General features: G+C 46.4%; 9 protein-coding genes. All 9 read left to right on the top strand.

The window, feature by feature from the left end:
• Window positions 1-203 precede the first annotated feature (203 nt).
• Window positions 204-3,101, top strand: a complete 2,898-nt coding sequence (locus tag ABDD94_RS18420; RefSeq protein WP_345953463.1) for a glycoside hydrolase N-terminal domain-containing protein — start codon at window positions 204-206, stop codon at window positions 3,099-3,101.
• A 3-nt stretch (window positions 3,102-3,104) separates the two neighbouring features.
• Window positions 3,105-6,728 carry a malectin domain-containing carbohydrate-binding protein gene (locus ABDD94_RS18415; RefSeq protein ID WP_345953462.1) on the top strand — a complete coding sequence of 1,208 codons (3,624 nt, stop codon included), beginning with the start codon at window positions 3,105-3,107 and terminating at the stop codon, window positions 6,726-6,728.
• 20 nt (window positions 6,729-6,748) lie between these two features.
• Window positions 6,749-9,547, top strand: coding sequence for a family 78 glycoside hydrolase catalytic domain (locus tag ABDD94_RS18410; RefSeq protein WP_345953461.1), 2,799 nt, complete (start codon window positions 6,749-6,751; stop codon window positions 9,545-9,547).
• 224 nt (window positions 9,548-9,771) lie between these two features.
• A complete protein-coding gene (locus ABDD94_RS18405; protein ID WP_345953460.1) occupies window positions 9,772-10,908 on the top strand; it encodes a glycosylase in 1,137 nt (378 codons plus the stop codon).
• 40 nt (window positions 10,909-10,948) lie between these two features.
• Entirely contained in the window at window positions 10,949-13,354 is a 2,406-nt protein-coding gene (locus ABDD94_RS18400) for a sugar-binding domain-containing protein (RefSeq protein WP_345953459.1), read from the top strand.
• Window positions 13,355-13,491: 137 nt separating this feature from the next.
• Window positions 13,492-15,069, top strand: a complete 1,578-nt coding sequence (locus ABDD94_RS18395; RefSeq protein ID WP_345950636.1) for a sodium:solute symporter — start codon at window positions 13,492-13,494, stop codon at window positions 15,067-15,069.
• A gap of 22 nt (window positions 15,070-15,091) precedes the next feature.
• Window positions 15,092-16,039 carry a dihydrodipicolinate synthase family protein gene (locus ABDD94_RS18390; RefSeq protein WP_345953458.1) on the top strand — a complete coding sequence of 316 codons (948 nt, stop codon included), beginning with the start codon at window positions 15,092-15,094 and terminating at the stop codon, window positions 16,037-16,039.
• A 497-nt stretch (window positions 16,040-16,536) separates the two neighbouring features.
• Entirely contained in the window at window positions 16,537-18,171 is a 1,635-nt protein-coding gene (locus tag ABDD94_RS18385; protein ID WP_345953457.1) for a fucose isomerase, read from the top strand.
• A 14-nt stretch (window positions 18,172-18,185) separates the two neighbouring features.
• Window positions 18,186-18,878 (top strand): DUF3826 domain-containing protein, encoded by a 693-nt coding sequence (locus tag ABDD94_RS18380; RefSeq protein WP_345953456.1) that lies wholly within the window; start codon window positions 18,186-18,188, stop codon window positions 18,876-18,878.
• Window positions 18,879-18,970: the final 92 nt, after the last annotated feature.

The raw sequence follows: 18,970 nt of genomic DNA, 5'->3' as shown, positions 1-18,970 counted from the left end.
CGTGGCATCAGGGCTGTTGCGGCTTGCATAAACTTAAGTAAAAGCACGAGCTGAGGTAGCCGCAGCACTTAGCCGCAAGTTTTCTTTTTAGTACTTTTTTCTTGTGTACAAAAGAAAAAGTACATCCACAGGCGATGGTACAAACACATGACCAAGCCTAACGGAGCACTGAAATAAGTACAAGCATAAGTCAAACTGCAGAAATGAAAAAAACGGTAATCTTTTCAAAACTAATAATATTAAGCCTTGCTGCTTTATCATTCACATCTGCTTATACCCAAACTCAACCCCTTAAACTCTGGTACAACAAACCCTCCCAAAAGTGGACTGATGCTCTGCCGATTGGTAATGGCCGCATGGGTGGAATGATCTATGGCGGTATTGATACCGAGCGCGTGCAATTTAACGAACAAACCTTATGGACGGGTGCACCACGTGATTATCAGCGCGACGGTGCCTATAAATACCTGCAGCCCATCCGTCAGCTTATATTTGATGGCAAACAAAAGGAAGCTGAAGCCATGGCTGAAGCACACTTTATGGGCCGCAAAAGCAACGAGGATACCTATGAGGCTCAAAAAGCCTCCTGGTTCAAAACCGCCAGCAGCGTAAAAGCACCGGCTGCCGCTCAGTACGACGACAGTAAATGGAAAACGGTAACCCTCCCAACCGAAAAAGGATGGGAAATAGTGCCCGGGTTTGAGGGGGTGGATGGCGCTGTTTGGTTCCGTACCACCTTTGAGCTGCCTGCTAACTGGGTAGGTAAAAACGTGGTGTTGAGCCTCGGCCGCATTCGTGACCGGGATTTTACTTTTATAAATGGTGAACAAGTAGGCGCAGTGGATGGTCCTGATTACCGGAGGTACACTATCCCCGCTAAACTGCTGCATGCTGGTACCAACCAAATAGCCATACAAGTGATTAATTACTGGGATAAAGGCGGCCTAACCAGCAACGCCCGTGAGCTGGCCGTTTACCCTGAAGGTTACCAACTGGTTGACGAAAAAGCAGCCCGGGCCAGCGGTAAGTACAACGAAGCCATAAATGCCACAACCGGCGAAACCATCAAAGTAGTTAAACTAAACGGCAACTGGAAATACTGGATACAGGATGATAATCCACCGCAGTTCCCCCGTTACAATGCCGATTACCAGCCCTTTGCAGATTTATACTTGCAATTTTTAAAACAAGGCAATGTCAGCAACTACCGCCGCGATCTGGATATCAGCAATTCGACAGCACATGTGAGCTACACGGCATCGGGCGTTAATTACGCCCGCGAGTTTCTGGCCAGCAATCCGGCGCAGGTACTGGCCGTACATTTAACGGCTGACAAACCGGGTAAAATAACTTTTAACGCACTGTTAAAAACCTTACATCAGGGAGTTGCCATTCGTAAAGTGGATGCACACACGCTGGCTTTATCATTTAAAGTGCGTAACGGCGTATTGCGGGGTGTAAGCTACCTATATGCCGATGCTAAGGGCGGCAAGCTAGCCGTAACCAATCAGGGCATCACTATAACCGGTGCTAACGAGGCGACGTTGTACTTAACAGCGGCAACCAACTTTAAAAATTATAAAGACGTATCGGGCAATCCCGAGGCGCTTTGTCAAAAAGCTATGCAAGCTGTTCGTGGCAAAGCTTATGCGGCGGTTAAGGCCAAACACATAGCCGACTATCAACAATACTTTAACAAGTTTGCCCTTAACCTGGGCACCGGTAAAAACCAGTACCTGCCAACTGATGAGCGCATCCTGAAATACAACAGCACTGATGACCCCGCACTGGTGAGCCTGTTTATGCAATACAGCCGTTATTTGCTCATCTCTACATCACGGCCAGGCGGTGGTCCGGCAAATTTACAAGGCCTATGGAATGATCTGCTTACACCGCCCTGGGGCAGCAAGTTTACCACCAACATTAACCTACAAATGAACTACTGGCCTGCCGAGGTGCTTAACCTTTCAGCCTGCACGCAACCATTGTTCAACATGGTAGATGACCTGGTGCAAACCGGTAAACAAACTGCCAAAGCGCACTATAATATGCCGGGCTGGGTACTGCACCATAACACTGACCTGTGGCGTGGTACGGCCCCGGTTAATGCGGCTAACCACGGCATTTGGGTAACGGGTGCGGCCTGGTTAAGCGAAAGCTTGTGGGAGCATTACCAGTTTACACAGGATAAGACCTTTTTGCAAACCCGCGCATACCCGGTGATGAAAGGTGCAGCCGAGTTTTTTGTGAACTATCTGGTTAAGGATCCTAAAACCGATTACCTCATTAGCACGCCATCCAACTCACCCGAGCATGGCGGATTGGTGGCCGGACCGACCATGGATCACCAGATCATCCGCGAAATATTTAAGAATACCGTAGCAGCGGCAAAAATATTAGGTACCGATGACGCTTTTAGCAAAGTGTTGGAAGAAAAATACAAGCAGATAGCACCTAACATGATTGGCAAATATGGGCAGCTACAGGAGTGGATTATGGATAAGGATGATACCACCGATACCCACCGCCACGTATCGCATATGTGGGGTATACACCCGGGTACCGATATTACCCCCGCTGATGTAAACCTGATGGACGCCGCCAAAAAATCCATGAAATATCGGGGCGACGAAGGTACCGGTTGGAGCCTGGCCTGGAAGATCAACATTTGGGCACGTATGCGTGACGGCGACCATGCCTACAAAATGCTAACCATGCTGTTGTCGCCAGCTGATGCCGTGCCAAACCACGAGAAAGGTGGCATTTACCACAATATGTTTGATGCCCACCCGCCGTTCCAGATTGATGGTAACTTTGGCGGTGCTGCCGGTGTAGCCGAAATGTTGCTGCAAAGTCAGTTCGGCAAGCTGGAGTTATTACCTGCTCTGCCCTCAGCTTTGCCAAACGGCGAGGTAAAAGGCATCCGTGCCCGTGGTGGTTTCGTTCTCAATTTAAGATGGCAAAACGGTGCGCTACAGCAAGCTGAAATATTATCGGAAACAGGCGCCCCTTGTACTGTAAAATATAAAGACAAAGAAATAAAGTTCGATACGCAGAAAGGGAAGACCTACAAGTTAAGCAGCGAACTAAAGAAAATATAAATAATGGCTTACCAAACACATAACTTAACTCTAACTCGTGCTCAAACCACAGCCCTGCATTTTCCCCCTCGGGAGGGGAGAGCACTGCTGGTACGTTTTGTAAAAGGTTATGTGAGGAGTGTGTTGTTGCTTCTTGCAGTTACAATTTTCGGTGTGCTAACGGCATTGGCACAAACCCGGCAGCAAGTATCACTCAATAGCAACTGGCAAAGCGTTGCCGATGATAACAATGCACAGGCTTACAACGGCTTTGAGCAAGCCGCATTTAAAACTAAAAACTGGAAATCGGTAACGGTTCCACATAACTGGGACCAGTACGAAGGGTATCGCCGCTTAAAACATGGCAACAAGCATGGCTATGCTTGGTACCGTAAAATATTTTCGGCTAAGCAGTTGAAGTCTGGTCAACGTTATTTTTTGTGGTTTGAAGGGGTAAGCTCTTATGCTACCGTTTGGCTTAACGGCAAAAAAGTAGGCACACATGCCGGTGGCCGTACTTCTTTTACACTGGATGTTACCAATGCCATTAAACTAAATCAACCTAACTTGCTGGCCGTGCGTGCCGACCATCCCGCGCATATTCAAAACCTGCCCTGGGTATGTGGCGGCTGTTCAGACGAAACAGGCTTTTCAGAAGGTTCGCAGCCAATGGGTATCTTCAGGCCTGTGCATTTAATTGCTACCAACCCTGTAAGGGTAGAGCCGTTCGGCGTTTACATCTGGAACGACACAACGGTAACCGAGAAATCAGCAACGCTAAATCTAGAAACTGAAGTTAAGAACTACAGCGCTCAAACCGGCATCATTACCGTAGTTAATAAACTAACCGACGCACAAGGCAAAACTTTCGTTACCGCTCAAGTACAAAAAACATTGCAACCGGGTACAAAAGCCGTAGTGTTGCAGCAGTTAGCTAATATCAAAAATGTACAGCTATGGTCGCCCGATAAGCCTTATCTGTACACCCTGCATACACAGATTGTTCAAAACGGAAAAATCGTTGACGAGGTAAACATCCCATACGGCATCCGTTGGATAAAATGGGGAATGGGCATCAATGGCGATGGCCGGTTTTATGTAAATGGTAAACCCGTGTTCATCAATGGCATGGGCGAGTACGAGCACCTGATGGGCCGTAGCCATGCCTTTACACCCGAAGAAATTAGAGCCCGTGTGATGCAATTGCAAGCTTCAGGGTTTAACGCATTCCGCGATGCGCACCAGCCGCACAACCTGAAGTATCAGCAATATTGGGATAAGTTGGGCATGCTATGGTGGCCGCAATTTTCGGCACATATCTGGTATGATACGCCCGAGTTTAAGGAAAACTATAAAAAGCTAATTGTTGACTGGATTAAGGAACGGCGTAATAGTCCGTCGGTTACGCTGTGGGGTTTAGAAAACGAGAGCAAACTGCCCGAAGCTTTTGCCCGCGAGTGTACCGAGCTGATCCGCTCGCTCGATCATACGGCCTCATCGCAACGCAAGGTAACTACCTGTAACGGCGGTAAAGGTACCGACTGGGACGTGCCCCAAAACTGGACCGGTACCTATGGTGGCAACCCGCTTACTTATGGCGAAGACCTGAAAAAACAAGTTTTAGTAGGCGAATACGGCGCCTGGCGCAGCCTCGAACTGCATACCGAAGGGCCTTTCGTTGCCAACGGACCGGTAAGTGAAGACCGCATGGCTCAGCTTATGGAAACCAAAGTACGCCTGGCCGAATCCGTACGTGATCAGGTTGCCGGTCAGTACCACTGGCTGCTGTACTCGCATGAGAATCCCGGCCGTATACAAGGCGGCGAGGGATTACGGGAACTGGACAGGGTGGGGCCAATCAACTACAAAGGCTTGTTTACCCCCTGGGGACAGCCGCTTGATGTGTATTACATGTTCCGCTCCAACTACGCACCAAAGGATAACGACCCTATGGTGTACATTGTATCGCACACCTGGCCTAACCGCTGGCTTAAGCCCGGTAAAAAGGATAGTATAACTGTATACGCTAACTGCGATGAGGTGGAGCTTTTTAATGATGTAAAAACCGTATCGCTAGGCAAGCGCAAACGCCAGGGCGGTATCGGTACCCACTTCCAGTGGGATGGCGCCAACATACAATATAACGTACTATATGCCGTAGGCTACGTAAACGGCAAGGCCGTAACCCAAGATTACATAGTGCTCAACCACCTGCCCAAAGCACCGCATCTTGCTCAATTAACTAGCAGCAGACCACAGGCAACAGACAACAGGCAAGACCTCAAATACCTATACCGCATTAATTGCGGCGGACCAGATTATACCGACAAGCAGGGCAACCTGTGGCTTGCCGACCGTCATCAAACCGTCGCCAACACCTGGGGCTCTAAATCATGGACCGATGATTTTGAGGGAATGCCTGCATTCTTCGCCAGTCAGCAACGCACGTTTGATGTGGTAAAAGGCACGGCCGATGGCGCATTGTTGCAAACTTTCCGTTATGGTATGGATAAGCTGCGCTATGAGTTTCCGGTGCCCGATGGACAGTACCAGGTAGAGCTTTACTTTAACGAGCCATGGTATGGCATAGGCGGCGGCAACTGTGCAGGTTGGCGTTTGTTTGATGTGGCAGTCAACAACAAAACCGTTCTGCACAACCTCGATATTTGGAAAGAAGCCGGAACCAATCAAGTACTAAAAAAGACTGTTACTGCAAAGGTAACAGGGGGTAAACTAATAATTTCCTTCCCTAACGTAACGGCGGGGCAGGCTATTGTATCGGCTATTGCTATTAGTACTGCTAACACCAAAGCGGTAGCTGCTGCGCCATCGGCCGGCATTATCCAAAATTTAAAAGCGCCGCAGGCATGGAAGCAAAAATCATGGCTGGACGTAGGCGACCAGCTTTATGCGGATGACCGAAACATTACCATTAACCAACTACCGCCGGTTTTATACGGTGCCGATTGGATACAAACAACTACCCGCCCCGGTACAGCAACTTTTGTAATGAATGCCGATGGCAGTGTTTATGTAGCTGCGAACATAGCAGGTGCCGGTACTCCGGCCTGGCTCAAAAGCTATGAGGTTACCGGTTTACAAATAAAATCAGATGCGAACAGTGAGCAGGGCATGACCTTGTACCGCAAGGCGTTTAAAAAAGGTGAAACAGTTACACTTGGTGAAGCTTCAGGCACGGCCGTGTATACCGTAGCGGTAATGCCGGCGGTAACGCTGGAGCCGGCAACCGATCTGCGCAAAACCGTAACCTACCGTGCCGATAATGCATTGGTGCAAGGTAACGGCGCAGCGCTCGATACCCTGAGCGGCCGCAAGGTGGTACGCTTTACGCAGCCTGCAGGTAGTAGCGCAACGTTTGCCATTACCCCCGGCGTGGCCGATTTGTACGCGCTTCGGATAAAATATTACAACTTTACCGATAAGCCCTTAACCGCTAAAATGCAGTTGCTGGCCGCCGACGGTACTTTGATGAAAGAAGAAATGCTGACGTTTAAAATCATAGCCAAAGGTAAATCGGGTACTATTGCAACTACCACCGGCACCAGTATAAATGCCGGTAACTATAGGGTGGTAATAACCGCTCTTGATGCGCAGGACTTGAACCTTTCGGGCATTGAAATGCAGTAGCCCTTATAAATAAAAGAGTGATGAAGAAATTTTACCTGTGGTGTTTATTGCTCCCCTTACAGGCTTTAGCACAAAACCTAAAGGTGGCTAACCTGCAATGCGAGTATAAAGCCAATGCAATAGGAGTGGATGTAGCCGCGCCCGAATTAAGCTGGCAATTGCAAAGCAGCGGTTATAATGTTACCCAAACCTCTTACCAGGTGTTGGTAGCTGATAATGCCGACGCTTTGGGGAAGAACACCGGTAACGTTTGGGATTCTAAAAAAGTGGCTTCATCTGCCTCTATACAGGTGTTGTACCGGGGCAAGCCCTTGCAATCGGCCAAAACCTATTACTGGAAAGTAAAGGTTTGGGATAACCAGCAGCATACCTCAGGCTGGAGCAAGCCGGCGCAATGGCAAATGGGCCTGCTCACCAAGGCCGACTGGAAAGGCGCACAGTGGATTGCTTATGACGAACTGCCCGACAGTTCACGCATCACACCGCTTATCCACCTACGCGGACCAAAAAAGCTGAGCGAGGCCAATGATGTATTGCCGTTATTGCGTAAAACATTTGCCATTAATAAGCCGGTAAAAAAGGCTACCCTATACATATGCGGACTTGGGCATTTTGAGCTGAGCATTAATGGCACTAAAACGGGTGACCACTTCCTGGACCCCGGATGGACCGATTATGACGACCAGGCACTGTATGTGCCTTTTGATGTAACCAGCCAGCTTAAGCAGGGCGGCAATGCCATAGGCGTGATGCTGGGCAACGGGTTCTACTTTATTCCGCGCGATACGCGCTACCGTAAACTAACCGGCGCTTACGGGCATCCAAAGATGATATGCCGCCTGGTTACCGAGTATGCCGATGGCACTGCCGAAAGTGTTGTGAGTGACCAAAGCTGGAAGACCACTGCCGGCCCCATTACCTATACCAGTATTTACGGTGGCGAAGATTACGATGCCAACAAAGAACAACCCGGTTGGGATAAACCCGGCTTTAACGATGCGGGTTGGAAAAAGGTAATTACCGTAACCGGTTCGCCCCGGCTGGATGCGCAGATTGCCGAGCCGCTAAAAGTGTTTCAGCAGTTTAACCCTAAAAGCGTAAAATCATTGGGTGCAGGCGTTACCGGCCAGTACATCAAATCAAAAGATACCACCGTAAAGCAACAGGTGATGAACAACCGGGTGCTATATGATTTTGGACAGAACCTATCGGGCATCGTTCAAATCACCGTGAAAGGCAAAAAAGGCGATACGGTACGCATTTACCCTGCCGAGCTACTAGCCACCGAGGGCACCATTAACCAAAAAGGCTCGGGCAACCCGCATTATTACGATTATGTGTTAAAAGGCGGTGGTGAAGAAACCTGGCAGCCACGTTTTACTTATTACGGTTTTAGGTATGCGCAGGTAGAAAATGCTGTAGCGAAGGATGAGGCTAACCCGCATAATCTGCCTGTAGTAACTGCTATTAAAAGCTTGCACACCCGCAATGCAGCACCCGAAGTGGGCCGGTTTGCCTGCTCAAATGAGCTTTTTAATAAAACCTTTACATTAATTGACTGGGCCATACGCAGCAACATGGCTAGCGTGTTTACCGATTGCCCTCACCGCGAAAAGCTGGGCTGGCTGGAAGAGGCACACCTGGTAGGCAGCTCCATTCGTTACACATATGATATTGCCAACCTGAGCCGCAAGTGCATTGATGATATGCGGTACTCGCAAACACCCGAAGGCCTGGTGCCCGAGATTTCCCCGGAGTTTACCAACTTTGGCGGCATGTTCCGCGATTCGCCTGAGTGGGGTAGTAATGCTATTATATTGCCCTGGTATGTGTACCAATGGTATGGCGATAAAAAAGTGCTGACTGATGGTTACCCGGTAATGCTCAAATACTTGGATTATTTAGCCGGTATGGCCAAAGATCACATTTTAACGCAGGGTTTGGGCGACTGGTATGATCTGGGTCCAAATTCGCCAGGTTTATCTCAGCATACCACCAAAGGCGTTACCGCAACTGCTATTTATCATTATGATTTGCAGATTATGAGCCAGATAGCCCGTTTGCTGGGCAAACCTGCTGATGCCGTAAAGTTTGATAAATTGGCTGCAGAGGTAAAAAAATCTTTCAACCATACCTTTTTTAATGTGCAAACCAAGCAGTATGCTACGGGCAGTCAAACCTCCAATGCTATGGCCGTTTATTGTGGTTTGGTAGAGCCGCAGTACAAGGATGCCGTAATTGCCAACCTGATCAAAGATATCCGCAACCGTAACAACAGCCTTACCGCCGGCGATATTGGCTTCCGCTATTTGCTGCGTGTGCTGGATGATGCGGGGCGGTCTGACGTGATATTTGAGATGAACAACCGCGATGATGTGCCTGGTTACGGCTACCAGCTGGCTAAAGGTGCTACGGCCTTGACCGAATCATGGCAGGCGCTGGCCGGTGTGTCAAACAATCACCTCATGCTGGGGCATATAGCCGAATGGTTTTATAGTGCGCTGGCCGGCATTCGTCCGGGCGGCGGTGTGGCGTTCAAGGATATTGAGATACGCCCCGAGCCGGTAGGCGACGTGACATCCGCACAGGCCAGCCATGAGTCGCCTTATGGTACCATCAGCACCAAATGGGAGAAGAAGAACGGGGCATTTGTGATGGAGGTGGAAGTGCCGGTTAATACCGGTGCAGCGGTTTACCTGCCGGTTAGTCAAACGGCTAAAATAACTATGAATGGTAAAAGTGTTAAAGCGCAAAGTTATAACAAGGGTAAGGCAATGGTGAAAATAGGATCGGGTAAATATAGTTTTACGGCTAAATAAGTACTAACATGATGTTGTAAGTGTTTCAATAACTTTTTTACGGAACACTTTGAAACACTCCTTAAAAGTTAATATGCTAGATGCCAAATATTGACAGTGTTCACCTCACTGCACAAAATTTGTCACTGAACTTAATAGTGCTGATACAAGATGTTTCATAAAGTGTGCACGCCAGATGGAACAAACTGAAACACAGTAATAACAATACGATTAATAACCAGGATATGAATATAATTCGACATATAAGCACTAAACTACTGCTGGGCATTATGCTGCTGGCGGGTACAACGGTATGGGGACAGTCGGGCAATAAAACAGTGTCCGATAAAGTGATGCAAGAAGTTTACCAGGAGATAAAAACACCTTATAAATATGGCCTGGTGCTTACTCCCGATAGTAACAACCGCAAAATGGATTGCCCAACCGTTTTCCGTAAGGGTAACCAATGGTATATGGTGTATATTATTTTTGATGGCCGGGGTTATGAAACCTGGCTGGCTAAAAGTAAAGATCTGCTCAACTGGAAAACCACCGGTCGCATCATGTCTTTCAGTGATACTACCGATTGGGATAGCAACCAGAAGGCCGGCTATCTTTCCTTGCAGGATACCAAATGGGGCGGTTCATACCAATTGGAAAAGTACAACAACAAGTACTGGATGTCGTACTTCGGTGGTTCGAGCAAGGGCTATGAAAAAGGGTTGCTATCTATCAGTATGGCTTATACAGATAACGATCCAACCACTCCGCATGAATGGCAACGCTTAGGTAAACCGGTACTCATGGCTACCGACAGTAATGTGCAATGGTGGGATAACCACACCTTGTATAAAGAAACAGTGATATGGGATAAAAAGAAATCACTCGGACATCCTTTTATTATGTACTACAACGCCAATGGCGACAGCGTAAACAAAAAACGTGGTGCCGAGCGTATAGGCATGGCTTTTTCTGATGATATGGTAACCTGGAAACGGGCTGCCAACAACCCCATCCTTAATCATAACGTAGGCATCACCGGCGATCCATATATTCAAAAGATAGGAGATGTGTGGGTAATGTTCTATTTTGGCGCATTCTGGAAAGATAAAGGCGGGGCATTTAACCGTTTTGCCTGCTCCTATGATCTAGCGAACTGGACGGAGTGGAAAGGCGATGACCTGATCCAATCATCAGAGCCTTATGATAACATGTTTGCGCATAAATCATTTGTGGTAAAGTACAAGGGCGTAGTTTATCATTTCTACTGTGCGGTTAATAAGGCCGATCAGCGGGGTATAGCAGTGGCTACTTCTAAAGATATGGGCAAAAGCACGGTCGGCTTTATAGCACCGCCGCCATCCAAAGCAAAAAAGAATTAGAACAAATTGCACGGTTAGTGTGATTACAAAAAGTTGATACATGCAGTTTAAGTGGTATAGCGTTATCGTATTGTTGTTGTTTGGTATGGTTGAGGCGCAGGGGCAGATCAACCCGCGCAAGGTGGAGCTTTTTAACAGCAACTGGCGGTTTTACTTAGGTGACGATAACGCCGCAAAGAACGAAGTTTATAACGATAATGCATGGCGGCAGCTTAGCTTACCACATGACTGGAGTATTGAAGGTGCCTTTAACGAGAAGAACCCAACCACACAAGCGGGTGGGGGCTTACCAGCTGGCATAGGCTGGTACCGCAAGAACTTTATGGTGCCGGCATCGGCACAGGGTAAAAACGTATTTATTGACTTTGACGGCGTTTACTGCAACAGCGAAGTTTGGATAAATGGCCATTACCTGGGTAAACGTCCCAATGGCTATATATCATTTCAGTACGATTTAACACCTTACCTGCATTACGGAACGCAGGCCAATGTAATAGCGGTGAAAGTAGATAATTCGGCACAGCCTAACTCGCGCTGGTATACCGGCTCGGGTATTTACCGTAATGTGTGGTTAAGTACTGTGGCTAAATCTTACATACCACAATGGGGGAGTTTTGTTACCACACATGTCAACAAGGCCAACGCCATAGTACGTATGCAAACACAGATTGTTAAACATCAGGAAGGGTTATACTTAAAAGCTACGGTTTACACACCGGCCGGGCAATTGGTTAATTCTATTACTACACCTGTTGAAAGTAACGATACGGCTGTAACCATTAATCAGAATATTGTTGTCGGCCAGCCTAAACTCTGGTCGGTTGACAATCCTAATCTGTATAAGGTGGTATTACAGGTACTGGCTGGCAAGCAGGTTGTTGATAAATACCAAACCTATATTGGTATACGCACCTTTAATTTTGATAAAGACGAAGGCTTTTCTTTAAATGATGAGCCGATGAAAATAAAAGGTGTATGTATGCACCACGATTTGGGCGCTTTAGGCGCGGCCATTAATGTGCGGGCAATGGAACGCCAGCTTGAAATACTGAAGGCGATGGGCTGTAATGCCATCCGCACGGCCCACAATCCGCCTGCACCTGAGTTTTTGGACCTGTGCGACCGCATGGGCTTCCTGGTAATGGATGAAGCCTTTGACATGTGGCGCAAAAAGAAAAATAAGCAGGATTATTACCAACATTTTGACAAATGGCACAAACGCGACTTGGAAGACCAGGTAAAACGCGACCGGAACCATCCCTCTATCATTATATGGAGCATTGGCAACGAGATACGCGAACAGTTTGATAGTACCGGTATCAGTATTACCCGTGAACTGGTAGGTATTGTGAAAGGGCTGGACGGCACCCGTTATGTTACTTCTGCCTTAAGCGAGGCCGACCCAAAAAAGAACTTTATCTATCAATCGGGGGCTTTGGATATACTGGGCTTTAACTATCATCCTGAAACTTATACCAATTTTCCGAAGATATACCTTGGGCAAAAGTTTCTGGCTACAGAGACCATATCGGGTTATGCCACCAGGGGTTTTTATGATACGCCAACTGATAGTACCCGCCACTGGCCTACCAGTTCTAAAGAAAAATTTACACAAGGTAACCCCGAGTTTGCCGTTACGGCATACGATAATGTGGCAGCTTACTGGGGTTCAACGCATGAGGAAACCTGGAAGATTATCAAAAAGTACGATTACTTATCGGGCGAGTTTGTATGGTCGGGTTTTGATTTTATAGGTGAGCCGGTGCCTTATCCATGGCCGGCGCGTAGTTCCTATTACGGTATAATTGATCTGGCCGGATTTCCGAAGGACGTTTACTACATGTACCAGAGCGAATGGACCGATAAGCCGGTTTTACACCTGCTGCCGCACTGGAACTGGCAGTCCGGTAAAACGGTTGATGTTTGGGCTTACTATAATAACGCCGACGAAGTGGAGCTGTACCTGAACGGGCGTTCATTAGGTGTTCAGAAAAAACAGGGGGAAGATTTGCATATAAGCTGGAAAGTTCCGTTTGAACCGGGTACTTTAAGGGCAGTATCACGCAAAAATGGCCGCATTGTGCTTACTAAAGAGATAAGAACCGCTGCTGAGCCGGCGCGTATCGAACTGCTTGCCGACCGCAAGCTACTTAAGAGCAACGGTACGGATTTATCTTTTGTTACCGTACGTGTATTAGACAAAAATGGGAATTTAGTTCCTGATGCTGATAATCAGATCAACTTTACCGTAACCGGAAAAGGCGCACTGGCCGGTGTTGATAATGGTGCACAGAGCAGCATGGAGCCCTTCAAAGCATCGCAGCGTAAAGCATTTCATGGCATGTGCCTCGCTATTGTGCAGGCTGCTCAAAGTTCTGGTGTGGTTACAATTACAGCAAGGGCAGATGGTTTGCTACCGGCAAGCGTTGTTGTTCGTGTAAGATAGCTAAATGCTGCTTCAGGATAATATGCTATAACAGGTAGCAAACATGTTATAAAATAGCAAGTTGTCTATCCAATAGATTTGTCATTCGGGCAACCACAATTGCCGCCAATTAAACCAAAAGACGAATTTTTGTAAGGATGAGAAGCTTGCCCACGCTTGATCTTGCCGTTATTGCTATTTACCTGCTTGCTATGCTGCTGGTTGGCTTCTATTTTTCGCGCAAAAACAAGAATTCAGAACAGTTTACCAAGGCATCGGGCAGTATACCGGGCTGGGCATTAGGTATTTCCATATACGCTACCTTTCTGAGCAGTAATACGTTTTTAGGCGTGCCGGGCAAAACCTTCGGCACCAATTGGAATGCCTTCGTATTCAGTATTTCCATGCCACTGGCCGCCTGGATTGCCGCCAAATACTTTGTGCCATTTTACCGCCACACGGGTGAAGTATCGGCTTACACGCACCTTGAGCACCGTTTTGGGGCATGGGCACGTACTTATGCTGTTGTGTGTTTTTTGCTTACGCAATTAGCCCGCATGGGGTCTATTTTTTTTGGTATAGCACTCAGCTTACAGGCCCTTACAGGGTTCAGTATGAAGCTTATCATCCTGTCTATGGGTATTTGTATCATCATTTATACTGTACTGGGAGGTATTGAAGCCGTAATATGGACAGAAGTTGTACAGGGCATTGTTAAAACTTTTGGTGCATTGCTTATTCTGTACATTATTATAACAAATATGCCGGGTGGCGTAAGCAAGATTGTAGATATAGGGCATACTGACAGCAAATTTAGTTTGGGAAGTTACATGCCCGATTTTAAGCAGTCTACTTTTTGGGTTGTGCTGTTGTACGGCTTTTTTATTAACCTTAATAATTTTGGTATGGACCAAAATTATGTACAACGATATCATACAGCTACGTCTTCAAAACAGGCTGTCAAATCAATATGGTTGTGTGTAGTGCTGTATGTGCCGGTATCGCTGCTGTTTTGCATCATAGGCTCAAGTTTATACGCCTATTACCAGGTTCATCCCGAGCTAACAGAGGCAATACGCCATCAAGTAGCGGTGGAACGTTTGCCGCAGGGGGCCTCTGCCATAGACATCGCAAAAACGATTGCCAGCCTTAAGCCCGAAGATTACGGCGATAAGGTGATGCCCAACTTTATGGTTACCAAAATACCCGCCGGCTTGGTAGGGCTAATTGTCTCTGCTATTCTCTCGGCTGCCATGAGCACCATTAGTTCGGGAATGAATGCCTCTGCAACGGTGTTTTCAGAAGATATTTACAAACGATACTTTAAGCCGGGTATTACCGAAAAACAAACCATGACCTTACTGCACGTGGCCACTATTGTAGTAGGTGTAGCCGGCGTAGCAGCCGGTATAGCGATGATTGGCGTAAAAAGCGTGCTGGACGTATGGTGGCAGTTATCGGGCATATTTGCCGGTGGCATGTTAGGGCTGTTTTTATTGGGCATTATCAGTAAACAAACCCGCAACCATGAGGCTATTCTGGCCATTACCATTGGCATAGTGGTAATCATCTGGATGACGCTCTCCCCCTTATTACCTGCCGAATACGGATGGTTACGCAACTCGCTGCATCAAAACATGGTAATTGTGGTTGGCACGCTTGCGATTTTTTTGGTTGGGTTACTGGCAACTAAACTGCGTAAGGCAGGCATCTTATCCTCACCTGTAAACAAATAATATTGTATTTATCTATCATACCATGACTAACAGTCCTGACAATAACAAAAAAGGTTTTATTCCGGTTATGCTAACGCCCTTTACCGACAGTGGCGCTGTAGACTTTGATGCGCTGGCCTCCCTTACCGAGTTTTATCTGGAGGCAGGGGCCGCCGGCCTTTTTGCTAACTGCCTATCCAGCGAAATGTTTGAACTCGAGGAAGATGAGCGCATACAGATTATTAACCAGGTTGTTAAGGTGACCAATGGTGCTGTGCCGGTAGTAGCAACGGGAACCTTTGGCGGGCCTATTGAAGAACAGGCAGATTTTGTAAAAGAGGTTTATGATACCGGTGTGCAGGCTGTAATTGCCATAACTGGTTTGCTGGCCGGCAGTAATGAACCCAATGCTATTTTTAACAACCGTGTTGAGCAACTTTTACAGCTAACCGATAGTGTTCCGCTTGGCTTTTATGAGTGCCCGGTACCTTACAAGCGCCTGCTTGGCGCCGAACAGCTAAAGCAATTTGTAGCCAGCGGAAGGGTAATTTACCATAAAGATACCTGTTTGGACATAGAGCAAGTAAAAGCAAAAATTGCTGCTACACAAAATTACCCCGCCTTCGGCCTGTATGATGCCTACCTGGTGCATGCTGTGGAATCACTAAAGGCTGGTTCGGCAGGCTTATCATGCATACAAGGCAACTATTTTCCGGAGCTTATTGTATGGTTATGCAATAACTACAACAATCAGGCACTTGTTGAGCAGGTTCAATTGGTACAACAATTTTTAACAGATAATATGGACGTAATGCACAACGTTTACCCTACGGTATCAAAGTATTATCTGCAGCAGCGGGGCGTAAATATTTCAACGTTCACCAGGCGTGATGTTGGCCCGTTTACCAGTCAAAATAAGCAGGAAGTAGAGTTGTTATTTCATAATTACGAACGTTTACAACAGCAAATAGGTCTTACAAGTGTATTATAGCTAAAAAATGGCATATAATAGCATGTCTGTTTATTTGATTCGGTGCAATCATTAGGATATAGCACAGCGTAGTTAACAATTTCACATCATTTCTTATTATTGTTATATATTTTCTTAAAATATATATGTTGTTTTTATGAGCCTGTTATTTAACTGGCGTCAAAATAATGTACAGGATTGATTTACTACAATAAATGCTATCAAAAAGCTTGATGAAAGTTCGTTTTGCTAAAAAAGCCTTATGATAACATCCTATAGTAAATAGATAAAAAACTGTAAAAAAACCGACCGCCTATACAGCATATTTGTAAAGCTAACCAGTTTGTAACGCAAACAAAAATTATAAATCATAACCTAATTGGTCTTATAAGCTGCTAAAAATCAGTTTATTGTGTTTTGTTTACACTAAGGCTTAGTGTAATTAATGGCGGTTTGTATAAAGTCGTTTGTTAGGGTTCGATTTGTATCATTGGCTTCGCTGGTTACTTTAATAATATATGATAAATTCAAGTAATCAAAAGCAAGTTCTATTAGTAGCCAGTGGTGATTTAAGGCTGTCGGCAAATCAAAACTGTTGGGCTGCCCAGCAGGAGATGGAAAGCTTGTTAACTGCTGCAATTCAAAAACAAGGTTGGACCGTACAACGCGCCCACGTTTATGACGAAGTAAAGCAGCATGGTTTTATCGATTCTCAAAAAATGGGTATCGAAGTTTTCCGCAGCCTTGACCCTAATCAACCCATCATTGTAGCCGAAAGCGTTTGGCAATATACACATCACGTACTAGCCGGCTTAACCACGCATAAAGGCCCTGTATTAACTTTAGCTAACTGGAGCGGTACCTGGCCAGGCCTGGTAGGTATGCTAAATCTGAATGGTTCTTTAACCAAGGCCGGTGTAAACTATAGCACCCTTTGGAGCGAAGACTTTACAGACGCTTTTTTTACCCATAAGCTTCAGGAGTGGCTGCAAACAGGTAAAATTAAACACGATCAAACTCATGTTAAAAGCTATGATCTGGTAAGCATCCCGCTGGAGGATGAAGCTACCGGGCGCAACTTTGCTCAAAAGCTTAAGCATAATAAAGCTATTATGGGCGTGTTTGACGAGGGTTGCATGGGCATGTTCAATGCCATTGTTCCGGATGACCTGCTGCATGCGACCGGTATATTTAAGGAACGTTTAAGTCAATCATCGTTATACGCCGCCATGCGCGAGGTTAAAGACGAAGAGGCCCGCGAGGTATTAAACTGGCTTTTAAACAAAGGCATGCAGTTTAACTGGGGCACCAATCCCGAAACAGAACTTACCGAGGCGCAAACGTTGGAGCAATGCAAAATGTACATTGCCGCCACCCGTATTGCTGATAATTTTGGTTGCGATACCATAGGTATTCAATACCAGCAAGGCTTAAAAGATCTTACCGCTGCCAGTGATCTGGTAGAAGGCTTACTGAATAATCAGGATCGCCCCCCTGTTTTTTCAACCGAAGGTAAAGAACTTTATGCAGGCGATGCACTGCCACACTTTAATGAGGTAGACGAATGCGCCGGTATTGACGCACTGGTAACTTACCACTTGTGGAAAGATCTGGGCATGCCTGGTGAAACCACCCTGCACGATTTACGCTGGGGCGAACATTTTAAAGGCGATGGTATTGATGATTTTGTTTGGGTGTTCCTGATATCGGGCGCTGCACCACCTGCTCACTTTATTGGCGGCTACGAGGGTGCATCGAGCGACAGACAGCCTGCCATGTATTTCCGTTTAGGTGGTGGAAGCCTAAAGGGTGTTAGCAAACCAGGTTTCCTGGTTTGGAGCCGCATTTATGTAATGGATAACCAGCTGCACTGCGATATTGGCGTAGGCGAATCTGTTTTACTGCCCGATGCCGAAACTCATCGCCGCTGGGAGCTTACCACACCACAATGGCCCATTATGAACGCAACGCTTAAAGGTGTAACGCAAAACCAGTTAATGGGGCGCCATAAAGCCAACCACATACAAGTAGTATACACTACTGATGAGCAACAAGCGCATAGGGCCTGCCGTATAAAAGCGGCTGCCTTGCAGGAACTGGGCATAAAAGTGCACTTCTGTGGCGATGTGAATTTTACAAACTCTGCTAATTAAAAAGATAGATATAGATGAAAAGGATTGTATTCAATGTATTGATGTTGCTGCTGTTAGTGCAGGTATTACCGGCGCTGGCGCAAGACAATACTACGGCAGTTGAAAAAGAGATTGCTTACCGCAAAACGGTGTTTCAACGTTCGGCAAAAATTGTAAAGGCCCTTAACTTACCCGATTCAGTACAGGCGCTTAAAGTAACCAACATTGTTGCCAAACAGTACCAGGACCTGAACGATATTTATGTGTTGCGCGATAACAAAAAATCAGTCATCAAAACTGAAACGGACGACAACAAAGAAGCCGCAACTGTTAAGCTGAAAGCCGTTGAAGACGAAGTGACTGCCAGTGTTGATAAGCTGCACCCGCAATATTTAAAAAACCTGTCAAAGGCTGGCTTAACCGCGCAGCAGATTGACCAGATCAAAAACGGTATGACTTATAACGTTTTAAACGTAACCTGGGATGCTTACCAAAAAATGCTGCCTAACCTTACCGAGGCGCAAAAAACGCAGATTATGACCTGGTTAACCGAGGCCCGCGAACATGCCATGGATGCTGAATCGTCTGAAAAAAAACATGCTTGGTTTGGAAAATATAAAGGCCGTATCAACAACTACCTCTCTGCTGCCGGTATTGATATGAAAAAAGAAGAAGCAGCCTGGATGGCCCGCATTAAGGAAGAGAAAGAGAAAACCTCGAAACAATAACAAAGAAGGCACATGCTTACGCCTTTGCCTTTTCTTATATAAAGATAAAGAACCCTAATAATTTAATATGATTTAAAAAGCTGTATCTAATC

Origin of the sequence: Mucilaginibacter sp. PAMB04168 (assembly GCF_039634365.2) — a bacterium.
Taxonomy (GTDB): Bacteria; Bacteroidota; Bacteroidia; order Sphingobacteriales; family Sphingobacteriaceae; genus Mucilaginibacter.
The sequence above is the reverse complement of the archived record's forward strand: the minus strand, read 5'-3'. Positions and strand labels throughout refer to the sequence as shown.